Below are 18,848 nucleotides of genomic sequence, written 5' to 3'. Positions count from 1 at the left end.
GGATCCTCCTAGTGGTGGTACTCGCCGCCGTTGACGTCGAGGCACTGCCCGGTGATCGCGCGCGCCATCGGCGAGGCGAGGAACACCACGGCGTCGGCGATCTCGTCGGGCTCCGGCAGCTTCCGCAGGTCTATTGTGGACGCGGTCTCGGCGTAGATCTCCTCCGGCGTGGTGCCGCGTTCCTTGGCCAGGTAGGCGAAGTACCACTTGAGGTTCGGCGCCCAGATGTACCCGGGCGCGACCGTGTTGACCCGGATGCCGTCGGGCCCGAGTTCGCTGGCGAGGCTCTGCGAGAGCGACAGCAGCGCCGACTTCGCCATCTTGTAGGCGCCGAACGTGCGCCGCGAATGCCGCAGCACCGCCGAGTTGATCATCACCAGCGAGCCCTTGCTCTCCTTGAGCGCGGGCAGGAACAGCCGGGTCAGGCGCAGCACCGAGATCCCGGCCGTTTCGAACCCGGCCCGGACGGCGTCGAGGTCCACAGTGGCCAGATCGGTCAGCGGCGGGACCGCGAAGGCGTTGTGCACCACCGTGTCCACCCGGCCGAATGCCTCGACCGCCTCGCTCACCAAGTGCGCGGCGGAGTCCTCGTCGTCGATGTCGGTGCGGACCGCGACGGCGCGCCGCCCGAGGTCGGTGACCTCCTTGGCCACCTCGGTGAGCCGTGACTCGGTGCGCGCGGCGAGGACGACGTCCGCGCCGGCCAGCGCGCTGCGCACGGCGATCGACCGGCCGAGTCCCGGGCCGATGCCCGAGACCACGACCACCTTGCCCTGCAACAGGTTCTCCACGCTCACCCCAGCATCCGGGCGGCGACGGCGTCCTGCCGGGCCGCGATCCGCGCCGTCCACTCGGCCGGCGTCACGCGCGCTTCGTCGTAGAACGGCAGGCGGTCGGGCAGTTCGTCCACCTTGACCACCTCGACGACCGGCCCGTCGGCCGGGCCGAGGTCCCGCGCGAGCCGCTGCCAGCGGATCTGGACGTACCCGCGGTCGTGCCCGGTGCGCTCCAGCCAGTTCGCCACGCCGGGGTCGCGCTCGCTGATGACGAACCGGATCTTGCCGTCCGGGTCGACGCGCGCCTGGTCGGCGGTGAGGCTCGTCTGGTGGTTGACGTAGTCGAGCGAGACGTACCAGAGGCTGCCGAGCTGGATGCCCTGGTACGGCGCGTCCGCGCACTTCGGCACGGTGACGACCATCGCCTCCTCGTCGCCGAGTTCGTAGTGCCCGGCCGAGGAGAACTGCGTGGTCAGCCCGCCCGGCGTCGAGCGGGGCTCGGTCATCGTGTTCACCGGCAGGTTGTCGTAGAACCACTTCGGGAAGGCCAGGAACGTCCTCAGCCGGCTCAGCAGGATCTTGCCCGTGACGCCGTAGCGCTTGGCCATCGCCGAGAGGTCCGGCACCGGCGGCGCGTGGCCCGCCGTGTCGACGCACTGGATCCGGATCTCGCCGCGCTTCTCGGTAGCCCAGTCGCTGTGGACCTCGCGGACGACGAGCATCGACGAGCCCTCGCCCAGGACGAAGTAGTTGGGCCCGGGGTTCTCGCGAGCCGGGCCGAAGCGCAGTTCGAACCGGCCGTCTTCGTCGATTTCGATCGCGCGGTCGTCGAACGCGGCGAGGCTGTCGGGCACCACGACCGGCGAGTAGTCGCCGTTGAGGATCTGGAAGCTGAGGTCGGCGGTGGTCCCGCGGACCCCGGTGACCAGGTACTCGCGGTCGGCGCGGATGTTCGCGTTGAAGTAGAGGGTGTCCGGGTTGTCCAGGCCCATCTTCGTGTACGGCCCGGTGGACGCGGTGAAGTACGGGAAGTCGCGCTGGTAGGCCCACGCCATCTGCAGCGACGCGCGGATGCTCCCGGCGAGGTAGTCGTAGCCCTCCAGGAGGCCCTGTTCGGTCTGCGCGGGCGGGGCTTCGGCGATCAGTTTCTCGGCCTCGGCGATCGCGTCGGCGAACGACCTGGTCAACGAGAACTCGTTCTCGATCATGCCGGCACGGCCCAGCGGTTCGCGAGCAGCCGGAAGCCCGGGTTGTCGGCCCACGAGAGCATCGACTCGTAGGTCCGGACGTACCCGATGTGCGTCATCCGCCAGGCGCCGTCGGCCTCGCGGCGATAGGTGTCCTCGTAGAAGGCGGCGCCCTCGATGATCACCTTGTGGTCGGGGACGATGACCTTGTCGGTGAACGACCACCGCCCGGTCGCGGTGTCGCCGTCGACCTCGATCTCGGGCTGACCTGCGTGGTGGACGGTGATGATGCCGTTGCCGAGGCTCTTGGTGAGGAACTCGACGATCGCGTCGCGTCCCTCGAACTTCTTCCCGTCGCCACCCACGGCGTGCGTCCCGTAGTCGGCCGTGGCGTCGACGGTGAAGGTGTCGGCCACCTCGTCCCACAGCTTCAGGTCCACGCCGCGCAGGTACCGGTACTTCAGCCGCTTGATCTCTTCGAGTACGACCAGGTCCATGTCCCCAGGGTCCCGCACCGCTTGACCGATGACAAGAACATGTTCTACTTTTTTCGAGTGTCCGTGACCTCGTACGAGCTTTCGCACCTGGCCGCGCTCGAAGCGGAGGCCGTGCACGTCTTCCGTGAGGTCGCGGCGACCTTCGAACGCCCGGTGCTGCTCTTCTCCGGCGGCAAGGACTCCGTGGTGATGCTGCACGCCGCCGCGAAGGCGTTCTGGCCGGCGCCGTTGCCCTTCCCCGTGCTGCACGTCGACACCGGCCACAACTTCGACGAGGTGCTGCGGTTCCGCGACGAGACCGTCGCCGCGTTGAACCTCCGGCTGCACGTCGCGAGCGTGCAGGACGACCTCGACGCCGGCCGCGTCGTCGAGGAGACCGGCCCGGGAGCCAGCCGCAACCGGCTGCAGACGGTCACGCTGCTGCGGGCGATCCGCGAGGGCGGCTTCGACGCCGTGTTCGGCGGCGCCCGACGCGACGAGGAGAAGGCCCGCGCGAAGGAGCGCGTGTTCAGCTTCCGCGACGAACACGGCCAGTGGGATCCGCGGGCGCAGCGTCCGGAGCTGTGGAACCTCTACAACGGGCGGCACCGGCGCGGCGAGCACATCCGCGTCTTCCCGCTGTCGAACTGGACCGAGCTGGACATCTGGCAGTACATCCGCGACGAGCGGATCGCCCTGCCACCGCTCTACTACGCGCACCGGCGCCCGGTGGTCCAGCGGGACGGCATGCTGCTGGCGGCCACGCGCTTCCTGTCCCTTGTGGACGGAGAGACGCCGTACGAGGCGACCGTGCGCTTCCGGACCGTTGGCGACGCGACGTGCACCGGCTGCGTCGAATCGTCGGCGGCGACACCGTCCGAGGTGGTCGCCGAGGTCGCCGCGACCCGCGTCACCGAACGCGGGGCGACGCGCGCGGACGACCGGATTTCCGAAGCAGGCATGGAAGACCGCAAGCGGGAGGGCTACTTCTGATGCAGCTGCTGAGGATCGCCACCGCCGGGAGCGTGGACGACGGCAAGTCCACGTTGATCGGCCGGCTGCTGTTCGATTCGAAGGCGATCTTCACCGACCAGCTCGCCGCCGTCGAGCGCGCCAGCCGCGACCGCGGCGAGGACTACCCGGACCTCGCGCTGCTCACCGACGGCCTGCGCGCCGAGCGCGAGCAGGGCATCACGATCGACGTCGCGCACCGCTACTTCGCCACGCCCAAGCGGAAGTTCATCATCGCGGACACCCCCGGGCACCTGCAGTACACGCGGAACATGGTGACCGGCGCGTCGACGGCCGACCTGGCCCTGGTCCTGGTCGACGCGCGCAAGGGCGTGCTGGAACAGTCGCGGCGGCACGCGTTCCTCGCGTCGCTGCTCGGGATCGGGCACCTCGTGGTGTGCGTGAACAAAATGGACCTCGTCGGCTGGTCGCAGGAGCGGTTCGACGAGATCCGCGAGGACTTCCGGCGGTTCGCGATGAAACTGGACATCGCCGACCTGACGTTCGTGCCCGTTTCGGCGCTGCACGGCGACAACGTCGTCCACCGCAGCGCGAGCATGCCCTGGTACGAAGGAACTTCCCTGCTGCACCAGCTGGAGGAGGTGCACGTCGCGTCCGACCGCAACCTGATCGACGCGCGGTTCCCGGTGCAGTACGTGATCCGCCGGTCGGACTTCCGCGGCTACGCGGGCACCATCGCCGGCGGGGTGTTCAAGCCGGGCGACGAGGTCGTGGCGCTGCCGTCGGGGTTCACGTCCACGGTCCGGGCGGTGTGGGGACCGGGCGGGGAACCGCTTTCCGAGGCCTTCACGGGACAAGCGGTCGCGGTCGAACTGGCCGATGATCTGGACCTGGGGCGGGGCGCGATGCTGTGCCGTCCGGGCAACCGCGCGGAGTCCGCCCACGAGGTCGACGCGCTGGTGTGCTGGTTCTCGCCGCGGGCTTCCTTGACGCCGGGCGCTTCCTACGTCGTCCGGCACACGACCACCGAGACCCGCGGTTCGGTGGAGCGGCTGGACTACCGGCTCGACGTCACCACCCTGCACCGCGACCCCGCGGAATCGTTGTCGTTGAACGACATCGGCCGCATCCGGCTGCGCACGCGCGCCCCGCTGCTGTTCGACCCGTATCGCCGCAACCGGGCCACGGGCGGGTTCCTGCTGGTCGACGAGCACACCGGCGACACGGTCGCGGCCGGGATGATCACCGGCGCCGCGGCGTCCCCGATCGTCTGGCACACCGCGGCGGTGCGGCGCGAGGACCGGCCGACCCGGGGTGCCACGGTGTGGCTGACCGGGCTCTCGGCGTCGGGCAAGTCGTCGGTGGCGGTCGAGCTGGAACGCCGGCTGGTCGCCGCGGGCCGCCCGGCCTACCTCCTGGACGGCGACAACCTGCGCCACGGGCTGAACAAGGGCCTCGGGTTCAGCCCGGCGGACCGCGCGGAGAACGTCCGCCGGGTGGCGGAGGTGGCGCGGCTGTTCGCGGACGCGGGCGTGGTGGCGATCGCGTCGCTCATCAGCCCGTATGCGGCCGACCGCGCTTCGGCGCGAGCGATCTCCGGGGATCTGCCGTTCGTGGAGGTCTTCGTGGACACGCCCCTGGAGGTGTGCGAGGCGCGCGACCCGAAGGGGATGTACGCCAAGGCCCGCGCGCGGGAGATCACCGGGTTCACCGGGGTCGACGCGCCGTACGAACGTCCGTCGTCACCCGATCTGGTGCTGCGCCCGGGCGACGGCGACCCGGCGGCGATGGCCGCGGCGATCCAGGCCGTCCTCGACCGGAACGTGTCCTGAAGCGGCCAGTGACGTCGGAAGCGCGTGCGTCACAGCTCGGTCTATGGTCTGATATGTCCGCTGACCGGGGTGTTGCAGAGGGGAAATGCAGTGAAAAGCGTGGTGTGGTGGTCGATCGGGCTGCTGTTCGGGCTGAGCCTGGTGTCACTCGGCCTGTTCGGCTCCGGGGATCCCAACTCCAAGGTGCTCTGCGGCAGCGAAGAGATGCGGCCGGGGCAGACCTGCGAGAGGACCCAGTACGGCCAGACGAGCACCGAGACCTACGAAGAGAAGCGCCAGGAATCGATCGACAGCGCGAACACCTTCAACAACGGCGGCCGGTGGGTCACGGTCGGGATCGGCGCGGGGATCGGCGCCCTGTGCGGGTGGCGGCTGGTCGTCGCGGTCCGGCGCCGGGCCGGCCGTACCGTGCCCGGGCAGCAGACCGGCTTCGGTCCGCCGCCGGGATACCCGCAGCAGGGCTACCAGCCGCAGGGATTCCCGGCCCCGCAAGACTTCCCGCAGCAGCCTGGATTTCAGTACCAGCAGCAGGGATTCCCGCCGCCGCAGGGGTTTCAGCAAGCCCCGCCGCCGGGGTACCAGCCGCCGCGTGGGCCGTACCAGCAGTGACAACCTGGAGCGTGCCGGGTGAGCGAGCCGGCGGATCGGGCCCGTGACGGAGGGGCGCACTAGCCCGCCGGCGTCACGAACCCCGAGTCGTACGCCCGGATCACCGCTTGGGTCCGGTCCCGCGCGCCCAGCTTCGCCAGCACGTTGCCGACGTGGGTCTTCACCGTCTGGATCCCCAGGTACAGCTCGCCCGCGATCTCCACATTGGACAGCCCGGACGCCATCAGCCGCAGCACCTCGCGCTCGCGGTCGGTCAGCCCGGCCCGCGCCAAGCCGTCACCGGTGGGCGCCGGCGCGTGGTGGGCGGCGAGACGGCGGATCGCCGCCGGGAACAGCAGCGACTCCCCCGTCAGCACCGTCCGGATCGCCGCGACGATCTCCTCCGGCCGGGCCCGCTTGAGGAGGAACCCGCTGGCGCCGGCGACCAGCGCGTCGTAGACGTAGTCGTCGTTCTCGAAGGTGGTCACCACGATCACCTTCGGCGGGCTGTCCATCGTGGACATCAGGTGCGTGGTGGCGCGGATCCCGTCGACCGCGGGCATCCGCACGTCCATCAGCACGACGTCCGGGCGGAGCCGGGTCACGAGCCCGGGCACCTCGGCGCCGTCGGCGGCCTCGCCGAGCACGCTCAGGTCGTCCTCGCTGTCGATGATCGCGCGCAGCCCGGCGCGGATCAGCGGCTCGTCGTCGACCAGCAGCACCCCGGCGGTCATCGCCCGCTCCCCCACGGCACCCGCACCACGACCTCCCACCGCTCGTCCACCCGCCCGGCCGACAGCGTGCCGCCGAGCACCTCGACCCGCTCGGTCATCCCCCGCAGGCCGCGGCCGCCGCCGGTGCGGCCGGAGCCGGCCCCCAGCGGGTTGGCGACCCGGGCGAGGAGGCCGTGCGCCGCGACGTCGACGACCACCGTCACCGGGACCCTACCGGCGTGCCGCACCGCGTTGGTCAGGCATTCCTGCAGGATCCGGTAGACCTCGCGTGACACCACAGCGGGCACCGCGGCCAGGTCGCCGCCGAGCTCGGCCGTGACGTCGGTGCCGGCCAGCCGCGTCGTTTCGAGCAGGGTCTCCAGGTCGGCCAGCCCCGGCTGCGGCGTCCGGCCGGCCGCCTCGTCACGCAGCAGCCCGAGGACGTGGTCGAGGTCGTCGAGCGCGGTGCGGGCGGACTCCTCGATCGCACCAAGCGCGCGTTCGGTGAACTCCGGGTCGGTGCGCAGCGTCCGCCGGGCGGCCCCGGCCTGGACGGTGACGACGCTCAGCGCGTGCCCGACCGAGTCGTGCAGCTCCCGGGCCAGGCGGTTGCGTTCGGCGAGCTGCCCGGTCCGCCGTTCCAGCTGGGCGATCCGGTCGGCGGCGGTCATCCCGAGCAATCGGACCGCGGCCTTCCGCAGCCCGGCGCCGATCGCCCGGACGGCGTAGATCAGCAGCACGGTGGCGACGAGGAACACGACGGGCAGCCAGACGGAGGGCCAGCCCGTCGGCACGGTGACCTCGTCGCTCCCGGCGGTCTGGAAGAAGTGCCCGGTGAACACGGCACTGACCGAGATCCCGACGGCCACGGGCGCGGCCAGGCTGAAGAAGCTGACGACGAACCCGGCGACGACGTGCAGCACGAACATCCCCGCCGCCCGCCGCCGCCCCGGCCGGGTCCGCGGTTTCGCGGGGGCGCCGGGCACGGGATCGTCGAGCAGTTCCCGGACGGCGGTGGACTCGAGGACGTGCACGGCGGGCAAGAAGGCGGTGCCGCCGAGGACGACCAGGGTGAGCAGCCCGCCGACGAGGGTGGCGCGCTCGAGGGTGGTGACGAACGGCAGCAGCGACGGCACGGCGACCGCGGAGAACAGCAGGTAGGGAACGCTGATGGCACCGCCGAGGACGAGGTACACCCAGCGGCGGTAGGTCGCCTTGCTCGTCAGGGGGCGGAGTACGCGCACCGGTCGATCTTCGCAGGCAGCGTCGTCGGCCGCCTCCCTCTCGGGATGGAGCGCCCCAAGGTGGCCTTCGGTGCGTCTCACGCACCCAAGGCGGCCTTCGGTGCGTCAGACGCAACCAAGGCCACCTTGGGGCGCTCGAAGGTGAGCTAGTAAGCGACCTTGCGCAGCTCCGAAGCCGCGAAGCCGTTCACCCACAGCGACTGCACCTTCGCCGCCTCGGCAGACGAAGGCTTCGCGTTCTTGCACGCCGTCCCCGGGCCGTGGCCGGACATCAGCTCCGTGCACGGGCCCGTGTAGTGGTCCGGCAGCCCGAGGTTGTGGCCCAGCTCGTGCGCCGCGATGCGGGTCGGGTCGAAGCCCTCCGCCACCTGGCTCGTGTCCAGGTAGATGTCGCCGCGGCCGTGGCCGTTCGTGTTCGTGTACGAACCGCCGCTGTGGATCTCGTGGAACGTGATCGTCGCCCCCGAGCTCCGCTTGACCAGCTTCACGTCCGTGACCGCGGCGTTCCAGTTGGCCGCGCCCTGGTCGATCTGCGCGAGGTAGTCCGGTGCGCCCGACGAGCTGTAGTACAGCGTCGTGACGGCGGCCGCCGAAGCGCCGGGAGCGACGGCGAGCCCCATGCCCAGCGAGGCCGCGACCGCCGTGGCCAGTGCCACGATCCGGCCGAGCACGCGTCCGTTCATCATGTCTCCTCATGTCCGTTCAGAGAACATCCAACCGTGGTCCGCGCGATCAGGTTAGGAGTCCACGAGCGATCCGGGCCACGGCCGAAAGTAGCTCCCTCCCGGGAGGGAGCCCGGTCCCGCCGCCGGATGAGCCGTCCGGCCCGGCCCGCGTGGTCTGCTCTGCGGCATGGACGTCCTGCTGGGCCTGCTGACCCTTCCCCTTTACGCACTCGTGCTCTGGCCGCTGGTCGTCGCGTCGCGGCGGGTGCTCGGGGTCCGGATCGGCGCCGTCCGCGCACTGTGCGGCGCCGCGTTCGGCTGGCTCGTCGCGGGCGGCATCGGCCAGGCGTTCCCGGTTTCCCTGCTGCACAACGGCGGCGCAGCCGTCGGGCTGCTGATTCCGTTGGCGGGCAGCGCTTTCCTCGCGACACTGATCTTCCTCTTCGTCGCCGAAATGGCCTTGCCAGGCGGGTTCCGGCCGCGCGCGATCGGCGCCAAGATCGCGCGCGCCCGCCGGTACTCGCAGATCAGCCGGATCGCCGTCAAGCACGGCCTCGGGCGCTACCTCGCCGGCCGCCGCGACCCCGATCTCGCGCCCGGCCGGCACGCCAAGCTCGCCCGCTCCCTGCGCCGCGCGCTGGAGGAAGGCGGCGTCACGTTCGTGAAGCTCGGCCAGGTGCTTTCCACGCGCGCGGACCTGCTGCCGCCGTCGTTCCTCGACGAGCTCGGCAAGCTGCAGGACCAGGTGGCACCGGCGAAGGCCGACGCCGTGTGGGCGGTGCTGACCGAGGAACTGGGCGGCTCACCCGACGACGTCTTCGCCGAGTTCGACCCGGAACCGCTGGCCACCGCGTCGGTCGCGCAGGTTTACCGGGCGAAGCTGCGCGGCGGCGAGGACGTCGTCGTCAAGGTCCAGCGCCCGGGCGTGCGGGAGCAGGCCGAGCGCGACATCGACATCGTCCGCCGCGTCGCCGCGGCGCTGGAGGAGCGCGCGGACTGGGCACGCTCGCTCGGCGTCGCCGAGCTCGCCGACGGGTTCGCCGAAGCACTCACCGAGGAGCTCGACTTCACCATCGAGGCCCGCAACATCACCGCCGTGGCTGCGACTTCCGGCCCGGACGTCGTTCTGCCGACCGTCCACAAGGCACTGTCCACCGAACGCGTCCTGGTCATGTCCCGGCTGGCGGGCCGGCCTCTCGAGACGGCGCCGGCGGCCGACCGCAAGCGGCTCGCGCGGTCGCTCCTGCGGTGCCTGCTCGACCAGGTGATGATCGGCGGCGTCTTCCACGCCGACCCGCACCCGGGCAACCTCATGGTCCTGGAAGACGGCCGCCTGGGGCTGCTCGACTTCGGCTCGGTCGGCCGCCTCGACGCCGGGCTGCGCGGCGGCCTGCAGAACCTGGTCCTGGCCCTCGACCGCGGCGACCCGGCGGCCCTGCGCGACGGGCTGCTGGAAATCGTCGACCGCACGGACGACATCGACGAGCAGCGCCTCGAACGCGCCCTCGGCGCCCTGGTCGCCCGGCACTTCGGGCCCGGGCGCGCCGCCGGCCTCGACCTGTTCACCGGGCTGTTCCGGGTGGTCGCGGACTTCCGGCTGAGCGTGCCGCCGCCGGTCGCCGCCGTGTTCCGGGCGCTGGCCACGGTGGAGGGCACCCTGGCCGCGCTGGATCCCGCGTTCGACGTCGTGGCCGAGTCGCGCGCGTTCGCCGCCGAGCAGGTCGGCGCCCGGCTGCGGCCGGACTCGCTGCGCCACACCGCGCTCACCGAGGTCCTGGCGCTGCTGCCGGTGCTGCGCCGCATCCCCCGCCGCGTCGACCGCATCGGAGCCGCCATCGAGGAGGGCCGGCTGTCGGTGAACGTCCGGCTGTTCTCCGACGAGCGCGACCGCGACGTCGTCACGAGCCTCGTCCACGAATTCCTGCTGGCCTTCGTCGGCGCGGCGGCCGGCCTGATGGCCGTCCTGCTGCTGGCCGGCGACGGCGGGCCGCGCATCGCGGCGGACCTGACGCTGCACCAGGTGTTCGGCTACAACCTGCTGGTGATCAGCGCGTTGGTGGGGCTGCGGCTGCTTTTCGTCGTCTTCCGGCGTTCCGGACGGCGGTCACGATCACTCCGATGACGCCGGCCACGAACAGCACGAACCCGCCGAGGATCCACCACCGCAACCCGGTCAACGTCCCGTCGGAGTACGGCGTCCCGGGCAGGCCCGCGTCGGTGAACGAGGTGACCGGCGGCAGCGGCTTCGGGGTGACGACCGTGCCGGTGGCGACCACGATCCCGGTGACCGCGGACAACCGCACCGGGCCGCCGAACCGTGAGTCGTCGGAATTGCCCCGGTTGTCCCCTTCGACGAAGACCGCACCCTCAGGCACCTTGGCGGAGAACTCGAAGAGACCTTCGTAGCCGGGCGTGATGTAGGGCTCGGTGATCGGCTTGCCGTCGACCGAGAGGTGCTCGTCGGTGCAGCAGGCGACGGTGTCCCCGGCGACCCCGACCACGCGGACGATGCTGATTCCGTCGCGGGGCGAATCGGCGTACGCACTCATGTCGATGGCGACGAGATCCCCGCGGTGCACCTCCACGTCGTCCACCTGGCGCACGACGAGCCGGTCGCCCGGCGCGAGGGTCGGGCTCATGTTCCCGCTCGCCTGCGTATAGGCGTGGTACCCCAGCATCAGCCGGCCGAAGCCGTACCCACCGGCGCCGGCGCCGAGCACCGCGACGGCGATCATCAGCAGGAGCACCTTGGACACGCCGGAGCGTTTCGGCGCGGACGGCGGAGCGGGCGGAAAGGACATCTCGGTCACGGTGATCTATCGGGCCATGGCGCCCGCCGTTACCCCGTCCGGGGCGCGTACATGATCACCGCGACCCCGGCCAGGCACAGGAGCGCCCCGAGCACGTCGTAGCGGTCCGGGCGGTAACCGTCCGCCACCACCCCCCAGGCCAGCGAACCCGCGACGAACACGCCGCCGTACGCCGCGAGGATGCGGCCGAAGTGGGCGTCCGGCTGGAGCGTCGCCACGAAGCCGTACACGCCGAGAGCCAGCAGCCCGCCGCCGATCCACAGCCAGCCGCGGTGTTCGCGGACGCCCTGCCACACCAGCCACGCGCCACCGATTTCGCAGACCGCCGCGGCCAGGAATAGGAGGATCGAGCGCAGGACCACCCCGGGATACTACTTCCGTGCCGTTCACGCTGAGTCATCCCGCCGCCGTGCTCCCACTGGCGAGACGACCGCTGGTGCCGGCCGCGCTCGTCGCCGGGTCCGTCGCGCCGGACGTCTTCTGGTTCGTGCCGCGGCTGCCCGGCGTCGGCCTCACCAAGACGCACGAATTCGCGTCCGTCCTCTGGCTCGACCCGCTGCTCGCGCTCGCCCTGCTGGCGGTCTTCCAGATCGTCTTGAAGCGGCCGCTGCTCGCCCTGGCGCCGAGACCGCTGGCCGAGCGGCTCCCCCGCCACTTCAGCTGGAAGCGGCCGGGCTGGATCGCCCTGTCCCTGGTCCTCGGCGCCGCGACCCACGTCGGCTGGGACGCCTTCACCCACGAGAACGACGGGTTCCCGTTCCTGCGGACCCCGCTCGTCACCGGGGTCGACGTCGGTCGGCTGATCCAGCTGGTCAGCACGATCGCCGGAGCCGGGATCCTCGCGTGGTGGCTCGTGCGCTGGTACCGCACCGCACCCACCGAGCCGGCGCCGAGAGGCACTCGCCGCCGCAAACCGGTGGTGGCGTTCCTCGCTGGCGGCACGCTGGCCGGCGTCCTGGCCGACGTGCTGCCCTTCCTGGCCCACCACGACCCGATGACCCGCGCGGGCGTCGTCGGCAACGCGACGTACCTGCTGGCCACCGGTGCCTGCAGCGGGTTCGCCGCCGCGCTCGTCCTTTACGCGCTGGCCTGGCACGCGCGGTATAGGTTGTTATACACAAAGCGGGCCACCTCGGAAGGTGACCCGCTCGATGCGAAATGAAGTCAGACGGTGAAGCCGAGGGCGCGCAGTTGCTCGCGGCCGTCCTCGGTGATCTTCTCCGGGCCCCACGGCGGCATCCAGACCCAGTTGATGCGGAAGTCCTTGACGAGGCCGCCGGAGGTCAGCGCGGCCGACGTCTGGTCTTCGATGACGTCGGTCAGCGGGCAGGCCGCCGACGTGAGCGTCATGTCGATGGTGGCGGTGTTGTCCTGCTCGACGCGGATGTCGTAGACCAGGCCCAGGTCGACGACGTTGATGCCGAGTTCCGGGTCGACGACGTCGCGCATGGCTTCCTCGACGTCCTCGAGCTTGGCGAGGTCGAGGTCCTGCGTGGCCGTGGTCTCGGCGTCGAGGTCGGCGGCGGTCCGGCCCTCGCGTGCTTCGGTGGCGGTGTCTTCGGTCATGCTTTCTCAGCTCCACTGGTGGTCCGGGCGACGGCGTCCTTGAAAGCCATCCAGCCGAGGAGGGCGCACTTGACGCGGGCGGGGTACTTGGCGACGCCCGCGAAGGCGATCCCGTCCTCCAGCACGTCCTCGTCCGGCTCGATCTTTCCCTTGCCCTGCATCAGTTCCACGAAGGCGTCCATGGTGGTGAACGCCTCCTCAAGCGTGTGGCCGACGACGAGATCCGTCAAGACCGACGTCGAGGCCTGGCTGATGGAGCAGCCCTGGCCGTCGTAGGAGACGTCGGCGACCTTACCGTCGTCGAGCTTGACCCGCAGGGTCACCTCGTCACCGCAGGTCGGGTTGACCTGGAACGACTCGGCGTCGAACGGGTCGCGCAGGCCGCGGCCGTGCGGGTTCTTGTAGTGGTCCAGGATGATCTCCTGGTACATGCTTTCCAGGTTCACTGGGCCACTCCGAAGAACTTCTGGGCCTCGCGAACACCCGCTACCAGGGCGTCCACTTCGGACAGCGTGTTGTAGAGGTAGAACGACGCGCGCACGGTCGCCTGCGCGTTGCAGGCCCGGTGCAGCGGCCACGCGCAGTGGTGGCCGACGCGGACGGCGATGCCGAGGCTGTCGAGCACCTGGCCGGCGTCGTGCGGGTGCACGCCGTCGATCACGAACGACACGGTCGCGCCGCGGTCCTTCAGATCCGTCGGCCCGACGATCCGGACACCCGGGATCGCGCCGACGCCTTCGAGGGCCGCCGCGGCGAGCTCGTGCTCGTGCGCCGCGATCCGGTCCATGCCGATGGCCGAGAGGTAGTCGACGGCCGCGCCGAGGCCGATGGCCTGCGACGTCATCGGCACGCCGGCCTCGAACCGCTGCGGCGGCGGCGCGAAGGTGGAGCCCTCCATGCGGACCATCTCGATCATCGACCCGCCGGTGAGGAACGGCGGCATCGCTTCGAGCAGCTCGGTGCGCCCGTAGAGCACGCCGATGCCGGACGGGCCGAGCATCTTGTGCCCGGAGAACACCGCGAAGTCGACGCCTAGCGCGTGGAAGTCCACGGGGAAGTGCGGCACCGACTGGCACGCGTCGAGCACGGTGAACGCGCCGACGGCCTTGGCCTTCTCGACGAGCAGCTCCACCGGGTTGACCGTGCCGAGCACGTTGGACTGGTGCGCGAACGCGACCACCTTCGTGCGCTCGGTGATCAGTTCGTCCACATCGGACAGGTCGAGGCGCCCGGCTTCGGTGACCTTGAACCACTTCAGCGTCGCCCCGGTGCGCTGGCACAGCTGCTGCCACGGCACGAGGTTCGCGTGGTGCTCCATCTCGGTGACGACGATCTCGTCGCCCGGGCCGACCACGAAGCGCGAAGCTTCCGGACCGGCCGTGGCGGCGTTGCTCATCGAGTACGCGACGAGGTTGATGCCCTCGGTCGCGTTCTTGGTGAACACCAGTTCCTCGGGGTCGGCGCCGACGAACTCCGCGATCTTCGCGCGCGCGGACTCGTAGGCGTCGGTGGCCTCTTCGGACAGCTGGTGCGCACCGCGGTGGACGGCGGCGTTCGACGTGAACACGTAGTCGCGTTCGGCGTCGAACACCGCGGTCGGGCGTTGCGACGTCGCGCCGGAGTCCAGGTACACCAAGGGTTTCCCGTCGCGGACGGTGCGCGACAGGATGGGGAAGTCGGCCCTCAGGGCCGCCACGTCGAGTGGCAGAGAGCTGGCCGAGGTGGTGGTCATCGGGCCGACTCCTCTCGTTCTCGGTGTCGTACGGGGGAAAACGTCAGAGCGCGGCCGGCTCGGGCTTGCCGACGTACTTGACGTAGCCGTGCTCCTCCAGCTCGTCGGCCAGCTCCTTGCCGCCCGACTCGACGATCTTGCCGCCGGCGAAGACGTGCACGAAGTCCGGCGTGATGTGCCGCAGGATCCGGGTGTAGTGCGTGATCAGCATGACGCCGACCTCGCTCGAAGCCTTGTACGCGTTCACGCCCTCGGAGACGACGCGCAGGGCGTCGACGTCGAGACCGGAGTCGGTCTCGTCGAGGATGGCGAACTTCGGCTTGAGCAGCGCCAGCTGCAGGATCTCGTGGCGCTTCTTCTCGCCGCCGGAGAACCCTTCGTTGACCGAGCGCTCGGCGAACTCCTGCGAGATCTCGAGCTTGCCCATCTCCTCCTTGACCTCCTTGACCCAGTGGCGCAGCTTGGGAGCCTCGCCACGGACCGCGGTGGCCGCGGTGCGGAGGAAGTTGGACATGGACACGCCGGGCACCTCGACCGGGTACTGCATGGCCAGGAAGAGGCCGGCGCGGGCACGCTCGTCGACGCTCATCTCGAGGACGTTCTCGCCGTCGAGCAGCACCTCGCCGGAGGTCACCTGGTACTTCGGGTGGCCGGCGATCGCGTAGGACAGGGTGGACTTGCCGGAGCCGTTGGGGCCCATGATCGCGTGCGTCTCGCCCGACTTGATCGTCAGGTTCACGCCCTTGAGGATCTCCTTGGCGCCTTCGTCGGTCTCGACCGAGGCGTGCAGGTCCTTGATTTCCAGGGTAGCCATTCTTCGTTTCCTAAAAGTCTGCGGTGGGCGGCGTCAGGCGCCGACGGCTTCGAGCTCGGCCTCGATCGCGGCTTCGAGGCGCTCGCGCACCTCGGGGACGTCGATCTTCACCAGGATCTCGTGGAAGAACCCGCGCACGACCAAGCGCCGGGCGGCTTCTTCGGCGATCCCGCGCGACTGCAGGTAGAACAACTGCTCGTCGTCGAACCTTCCCGTCGCGCTCGCGTGGCCGGCGCCTTCGATCTCGCCGGTCTCGATCTCGAGGTTCGGCACGGAGTCCGCGCGGGCGCCCGGCGTGAGCACCAGGTTGCGGTTGAACTCGTAGGTGTCGGTGGCCTCGGCCGCGGCCCGGATCAGCACGTCGCCGATCCACACCGTGTGCGCGCCCTCGCCCTGCAGCGCGCCCTTGTAGCCCACGCGCGACTTGCAGTTCGGCACCGCGTGGTCGACGAAGAGGCGGTGTTCCTGGTGCTGGCCGCCGTCGGCGAAGTAGACGCCGAGCATCTCGACGTCGCCGCCCTTGTCGGCGAAGGTCGCCGTCGGCGAGACGCGGACCAGGTCGCCGCCCAGGGTGATGACCGTGTGCTTGAGCGAGGCGTCGCGGCCGAGCTTCAGGTGCTGCTCGGAGACGTGCACCGCGTCGTCGGCCCAGTCCTGGACGCTGACCACGGTGATCTTCGCGCCGTCGCCGATGACGAACTCGACATTGTCGGCGTAGGTGCCGGAGCCGACGTGGTCGAGCACGATGAGGGCTTCGGCGAACGCCTCGGCGCGGACCTGCAGGTGCCCGTAGGCGACCTTGTCCTCGCCCGGGCCGTGGATGCGCAGCACCGACGGCTTCGACGCCTTCGTCTCCTTGGGCACCGTCACGATGGTGGCCTTGGTGAACGAGGAGTACGCCTGCGCGGCGATCCGGTCGCTCGGGACGCCGGCCTGGCCCAGCCGCGGGTCGTCGCGGCCGACGGTCACGATGCCCAGCTCGGGGGCGGCGTCGGCTTCGAGGGTGATCTCGCCGGTGGCGACCGCGCTGCCGTCGTGCAGGCCGCGCAGCCGCTTCATCGGCGTGAAGCGCCAGTTCTCCTCACGGCCGCCCGGGACCTCGAAGGCCTCGACGTCGTAGGAGGTGAAGCGCTCCGCGCGGGAGGCCGCCGGAATGACGGCCCCCTCGCGCAGAGACTCCGAAACGTTGTTCTCGGTAACCGACATGACTAGCCGACGGACCCTTCCATCTGGAGCTCGATCAGGCGGTTCAGCTCGAGCGCGTACTCCATCGGCAGCTCACGCGCGATGGGCTCGACGAACCCGCGCACGATCATCGCCATCGCCTCGGCCTCGTCGAGGCCGCGCGACATCAGGTAGAACAGCTGCTCTTCGCTGACCTTGGACACCGTGGCCTCGTGGCCCATGGACACCTCGTCGTTGCGGATGTCCACGTACGGGTAGGTGTCCGAGCGCGAGATCGTGTCGACCAGCAGGGCGTCGCAGACCACGCTGGAGCGCGAGTGGTGCGCGCGCTTCGCGACGCGGACCAGGCCGCGGTACGAGGTGCGGCCGCCGCCGCGCGCCACCGACTTCGACACGATCGTCGAAGAGGTGTACGGCGCGAGGTGCTCCATCTTGGCGCCCGCGTCCTGGTGCTGGCCCTCGCCCGCGAACGCGACCGAAAGGACCTCGCCCTTGGCGTGCTCGCCCATGAGGAAGACCGACGGGTACTTCATCGTCACCTTGGAACCGATGTTGCCGTCGATCCATTCCATGGTCGCGCCCTCTTCGCACTTGGCGCGCTTGGTGACCAGGTTGTAGACGTTGTTCGACCAGTTCTGGATGGTCGTGTAGCGGCAGCGGGCGCCCTTCTTGACGATGATCTCCACGACCGCCGAGTGCAGCGAGTCGGACTGGTAGATCGGCGCCGTGCAGCCCTCGACGTAGTGCACGTAGGCGTCTTCGTCGACGATGATCAGGGTGCGCTCGAACTGGCCCATGTTCTCGGTGTTGATCCGGAAGTAGGCCTGCAGCGGGATGTCCACCTTGACGCCCTTGGGCACGTAGATGAACGAGCCGCCGGACCACACCGCCGTGTTCAGCGCGGAGAACTTGTTGTCGCCGGCCGGGATGACCGAGCCGAAGTACTCCTCGAACAGCTCCGGCTGCTCGCGCAGCGCGGTGTCGGTGTCGAGGAAGAGCACGCCCTGCTTCTCGAGGTCCTCGCGGATCGAGTGGTAGACGACCTCGGACTCGTACTGGGCCGCGACACCGGCCACGAGGCGCTGCTTCTCCGCCTCGGGGATGCCGAGCTTGTCGTACGTGTTCTTGATGTCTTCGGGCAGGTCTTCCCAGCTCGCAGCCTGCTTCTCGCTGGAGCGGACGAAGTACTTGATGTTGTCGAAGTCGATCCCGGAGAGGTCGGCCCCCCAGTTGGGCATGGGCTTCTTCTCGAAGAGCTTGAGCGCCTTCAGTCGCGCTTCGCGCATCCACTCCGGCTCGGACTTCTTCCCGGAGATGTCGGTGACGACATCCTCGTTCAGCCCGCGACGGGCGCTGGCGCCCGCTTCGTCGGAGTCGGCCCAGCCGAACGCGTACTTGCCAAGGGACTCGATGGTCTCTTCCTGGCTCAGTGGCGCGGTGGTGGGAGTGCGCTGCTCGGCAGCGGCAGTCATGCGGGTTTCCCTCCATTCGGGATCCGTGCTGTGCGCCCAGGGGGCACCGTGCTTCCCGGCTCGGGATGGGCCGGGTTGTTCCCCGTCGTGACGGGAACGTGGGTGGTGCACGCGGAGTCACCGCGTGCGATCGTCGCCAGCCGCTGGACGTGGGTGCCCAGCAGCTTCGCGAACGCCTCGGTCTCGGCCTCGCACAGCTGCGGGAACTCCGCGGCCACGTGGGCGACCGGACAGTGGTGCTGACAGAGCTGCGCTCCGACGTTCTGACCCGGTGCCGGGGTACCGACCTGGCGGGTCGACGCAGCGTAGCCCTCCCTGCTCAGGGCGGTCGCCAAGGCCTCCGCGCGTGCCGCCGGATCACTCGATCCGGTGATCGCGGAGCGGTGCGGCTCGACCAGGGACGCGACGCGACGCTCGGCGAAGGCGCGTACGGCGTCTTCGCCCGCGTGCTCGGCGAGGAAGCGGATGGCGGACACGGCCAGGTCGTCGTAGGCGTGCCCGAAGCGGGCGCGGCCGGACTCGGTCAGCAGGAAGAGCTTGGCCGGACGACCCCGGCCCCGGGGTCCGCGGCGCGGCGCGTCCCGCGTCTCGGCTTCGCCGTCCGCGAGAAGCGCGTCGAGGTGCCGGCGGACGGCCGTGGGGCTGATCCCGAGCTGCTCGGCGACCACGACGGCGGTCATGGGACCCTGTTCCAGGAGCACCCGGGCGACCTCGTGGCGGGTCTTGCCCTCGGCGCTGACCTGCGGCGGAACCACGGGAAGCCCGGCGCGCGGCATGTCGCCGCCCACCTGGTCACGTGCCTCCGTCTTTTTCACA

General features: G+C 70.4%; 20 protein-coding genes. 5 read left to right on the top strand and 15 right to left on the bottom strand.

Annotated features, from left to right (window positions below; all coding sequences use genetic code 11):
* Positions 1–8: 8 nt before the first annotated feature.
* From AB0M83_RS15970 to AB0M83_RS15960, 3 genes are read right to left on the bottom strand one after another with little or no spacing between them, the layout of a single operon-like run.
* Positions 9–797: an SDR family oxidoreductase gene (locus tag AB0M83_RS15970; protein ID WP_364517539.1), complete on the bottom strand. Its 789-nt coding sequence runs from the start codon at positions 795–797 to the stop codon at positions 9–11.
* Positions 794–1,984, bottom strand: coding sequence for a hypothetical protein (locus AB0M83_RS15965; RefSeq protein ID WP_364517537.1), 1,191 nt, complete (start codon positions 1,982–1,984; stop codon positions 794–796). Before AB0M83_RS15965 ends, AB0M83_RS15970 begins: the two co-directional genes overlap by 4 nt.
* Positions 1,981–2,460 (bottom strand): nuclear transport factor 2 family protein, encoded by a 480-nt coding sequence (locus AB0M83_RS15960; RefSeq protein ID WP_364517535.1) that lies wholly within the window; start codon positions 2,458–2,460, stop codon positions 1,981–1,983. The genes AB0M83_RS15965 and AB0M83_RS15960 overlap by 4 nt, the downstream gene beginning before the upstream one ends.
* Before the next feature lie 39 nt (positions 2,461–2,499).
* Here AB0M83_RS15960 and cysD point away from each other — a divergent pair, with 39 nt between their 5' ends.
* The 3 genes from cysD (at position 2,500) to AB0M83_RS15945 (ending at position 5,852) form a co-directional block, all read left to right on the top strand.
* The gene (gene cysD / locus AB0M83_RS15955) at positions 2,500–3,432 is read left to right on the top strand and encodes a sulfate adenylyltransferase subunit CysD (RefSeq protein WP_364517533.1); all 933 of its coding nucleotides are present in this window, start codon (positions 2,500–2,502) and stop codon (positions 3,430–3,432) included.
* A complete protein-coding gene (gene cysC, locus AB0M83_RS15950; RefSeq protein ID WP_364517531.1) occupies positions 3,432–5,243 on the top strand; it encodes an adenylyl-sulfate kinase in 1,812 nt (603 codons plus the stop codon). Before cysD ends, cysC begins: the two co-directional genes overlap by 1 nt.
* A 90-nt stretch (positions 5,244–5,333) precedes the next feature.
* Positions 5,334–5,852 carry a hypothetical protein gene (locus AB0M83_RS15945; protein ID WP_364517529.1) on the top strand — a complete coding sequence of 173 codons (519 nt, stop codon included), beginning with the start codon at positions 5,334–5,336 and terminating at the stop codon, positions 5,850–5,852.
* Between the two features lie 59 nt (positions 5,853–5,911).
* Here the strand turns inward: AB0M83_RS15945 and AB0M83_RS15940 are convergent, their stop codons facing one another.
* The 3 genes from AB0M83_RS15940 to AB0M83_RS15930 all read right to left on the bottom strand — a co-directional run bounded on the left by AB0M83_RS15940 (position 5,912) and on the right by AB0M83_RS15930 (position 8,471).
* The gene (locus AB0M83_RS15940) at positions 5,912–6,565 is read right to left on the bottom strand and encodes a response regulator transcription factor (protein WP_364517527.1); all 654 of its coding nucleotides are present in this window, start codon (positions 6,563–6,565) and stop codon (positions 5,912–5,914) included.
* Positions 6,562–7,788, bottom strand: a complete 1,227-nt coding sequence (locus tag AB0M83_RS15935; protein WP_364517525.1) for a histidine kinase — start codon at positions 7,786–7,788, stop codon at positions 6,562–6,564. Before AB0M83_RS15935 ends, AB0M83_RS15940 begins: the two co-directional genes overlap by 4 nt.
* 146 nt (positions 7,789–7,934) lie before the next feature.
* A complete protein-coding gene (locus tag AB0M83_RS15930; protein ID WP_364517523.1) occupies positions 7,935–8,471 on the bottom strand; it encodes a snapalysin family zinc-dependent metalloprotease in 537 nt (178 codons plus the stop codon).
* 169 nt (positions 8,472–8,640) lie between these two features.
* Between AB0M83_RS15930 and AB0M83_RS15925 the strand changes: the two genes are divergently transcribed.
* Complete coding sequence (locus tag AB0M83_RS15925) at positions 8,641–10,575, top strand: AarF/UbiB family protein (RefSeq protein ID WP_364517521.1); 1,935 nt, start codon at positions 8,641–8,643, stop codon at positions 10,573–10,575.
* On the opposite strand, the gene lepB is transcribed toward AB0M83_RS15925, so the two are convergent.
* Entirely contained in the window at positions 10,499–11,254 is a 756-nt protein-coding gene (lepB, locus tag AB0M83_RS15920; RefSeq protein ID WP_364517519.1) for a signal peptidase I, read from the bottom strand. The genes AB0M83_RS15925 and lepB overlap by 77 nt on opposite strands.
* Positions 11,255–11,292: 38 nt before the next feature.
* On the bottom strand, positions 11,293–11,625 hold the full coding sequence (locus AB0M83_RS15915) for a YnfA family protein (RefSeq protein WP_364517517.1): 333 nt from the start codon (positions 11,623–11,625) through the stop codon (positions 11,293–11,295).
* A gap of 17 nt (positions 11,626–11,642) precedes the next feature.
* Here AB0M83_RS15915 and AB0M83_RS15910 point away from each other — a divergent pair, with 17 nt between their 5' ends.
* Positions 11,643–12,425, top strand: coding sequence for a DUF4184 family protein (locus AB0M83_RS15910; protein WP_364517515.1), 783 nt, complete (start codon positions 11,643–11,645; stop codon positions 12,423–12,425).
* Positions 12,426–12,427: 2 nt separating this feature from the next.
* On the opposite strand, the gene AB0M83_RS15905 is transcribed toward AB0M83_RS15910, so the two are convergent.
* Genes AB0M83_RS15905 through AB0M83_RS15875 form a run of 7 tightly spaced genes read right to left on the bottom strand, consistent with a single transcriptional unit; the run spans position 12,428 to position 18,808 of the window.
* Positions 12,428–12,829, bottom strand: a complete 402-nt coding sequence (locus tag AB0M83_RS15905; RefSeq protein ID WP_284747199.1) for a metal-sulfur cluster assembly factor — start codon at positions 12,827–12,829, stop codon at positions 12,428–12,430.
* Positions 12,826–13,275 carry a Fe-S cluster assembly sulfur transfer protein SufU gene (gene sufU / locus AB0M83_RS15900; RefSeq protein WP_329049227.1) on the bottom strand — a complete coding sequence of 150 codons (450 nt, stop codon included), beginning with the start codon at positions 13,273–13,275 and terminating at the stop codon, positions 12,826–12,828. Before sufU ends, AB0M83_RS15905 begins: the two co-directional genes overlap by 4 nt.
* A complete protein-coding gene (locus AB0M83_RS15895; protein WP_364517513.1) occupies positions 13,272–14,561 on the bottom strand; it encodes a cysteine desulfurase in 1,290 nt (429 codons plus the stop codon). The genes sufU and AB0M83_RS15895 overlap by 4 nt, the downstream gene beginning before the upstream one ends.
* Positions 14,562–14,604: 43 nt before the next feature.
* Complete coding sequence (gene sufC / locus AB0M83_RS15890) at positions 14,605–15,375, bottom strand: Fe-S cluster assembly ATPase SufC (protein WP_364517510.1); 771 nt, start codon at positions 15,373–15,375, stop codon at positions 14,605–14,607.
* A gap of 33 nt (positions 15,376–15,408) precedes the next feature.
* Entirely contained in the window at positions 15,409–16,581 is a 1,173-nt protein-coding gene (gene sufD / locus AB0M83_RS15885; RefSeq protein ID WP_364517508.1) for a Fe-S cluster assembly protein SufD, read from the bottom strand.
* A gap of 2 nt (positions 16,582–16,583) precedes the next feature.
* Entirely contained in the window at positions 16,584–18,032 is a 1,449-nt protein-coding gene (gene sufB, locus AB0M83_RS15880; protein WP_364517506.1) for a Fe-S cluster assembly protein SufB, read from the bottom strand.
* Positions 18,029–18,808: a metalloregulator ArsR/SmtB family transcription factor gene (locus AB0M83_RS15875; protein ID WP_364517682.1), complete on the bottom strand. Its 780-nt coding sequence runs from the start codon at positions 18,806–18,808 to the stop codon at positions 18,029–18,031. Before AB0M83_RS15875 ends, sufB begins: the two co-directional genes overlap by 4 nt.
* Positions 18,809–18,848: the final 40 nt, after the last annotated feature.

Origin of the sequence: Amycolatopsis sp. NPDC051106 (assembly GCF_040682775.1) — a bacterium.
Taxonomy (GTDB): Bacteria; Actinomycetota; Actinomycetes; order Mycobacteriales; family Pseudonocardiaceae; genus Amycolatopsis.
Note: the sequence above shows the minus strand (reverse complement) of the source record. Positions and strands in the feature narration are given on the sequence as shown.

Coding starts and splice junctions, on each gene's coding strand:
- AB0M83_RS15965 (WP_364517537.1), bottom strand. CDS start 1,984: ATGATCGAGAACGAGTTCTCGTTGACCAGGTCGTTCGCCGACGCGATC.
- AB0M83_RS15960 (WP_364517535.1), bottom strand. CDS start 2,460: ATGGACCTGGTCGTACTCGAAGAGATCAAGCGGCTGAAGTACCGGTAC.
- cysD (WP_364517533.1), top strand. CDS start 2,500: ATGTTCTACTTTTTTCGAGTGTCCGTGACCTCGTACGAGCTTTCGCAC.
- cysC (WP_364517531.1), top strand. CDS start 3,432: ATGCAGCTGCTGAGGATCGCCACCGCCGGGAGCGTGGACGACGGCAAG.
- AB0M83_RS15940 (WP_364517527.1), bottom strand. CDS start 6,565: ATGACCGCCGGGGTGCTGCTGGTCGACGACGAGCCGCTGATCCGCGCC.
- AB0M83_RS15930 (WP_364517523.1), bottom strand. CDS start 8,471: ATGAACGGACGCGTGCTCGGCCGGATCGTGGCACTGGCCACGGCGGTC.
- AB0M83_RS15925 (WP_364517521.1), top strand. CDS start 8,641: ATGGACGTCCTGCTGGGCCTGCTGACCCTTCCCCTTTACGCACTCGTG.
- lepB (WP_364517519.1), bottom strand. CDS start 11,254: ATGTCCTTTCCGCCCGCTCCGCCGTCCGCGCCGAAACGCTCCGGCGTG.
- AB0M83_RS15905 (WP_284747199.1), bottom strand. CDS start 12,829: ATGACCGAAGACACCGCCACCGAAGCACGCGAGGGCCGGACCGCCGCC.
- AB0M83_RS15895 (WP_364517513.1), bottom strand. CDS start 14,561: ATGACCACCACCTCGGCCAGCTCTCTGCCACTCGACGTGGCGGCCCTG.
- sufC (WP_364517510.1), bottom strand. CDS start 15,375: ATGGCTACCCTGGAAATCAAGGACCTGCACGCCTCGGTCGAGACCGAC.
- sufD (WP_364517508.1), bottom strand. CDS start 16,581: ATGTCGGTTACCGAGAACAACGTTTCGGAGTCTCTGCGCGAGGGGGCC.
- sufB (WP_364517506.1), bottom strand. CDS start 18,032: ATGACTGCCGCTGCCGAGCAGCGCACTCCCACCACCGCGCCACTGAGC.
- AB0M83_RS15875 (WP_364517682.1), bottom strand. CDS start 18,808: ATGCCGCGCGCCGGGCTTCCCGTGGTTCCGCCGCAGGTCAGCGCCGAG.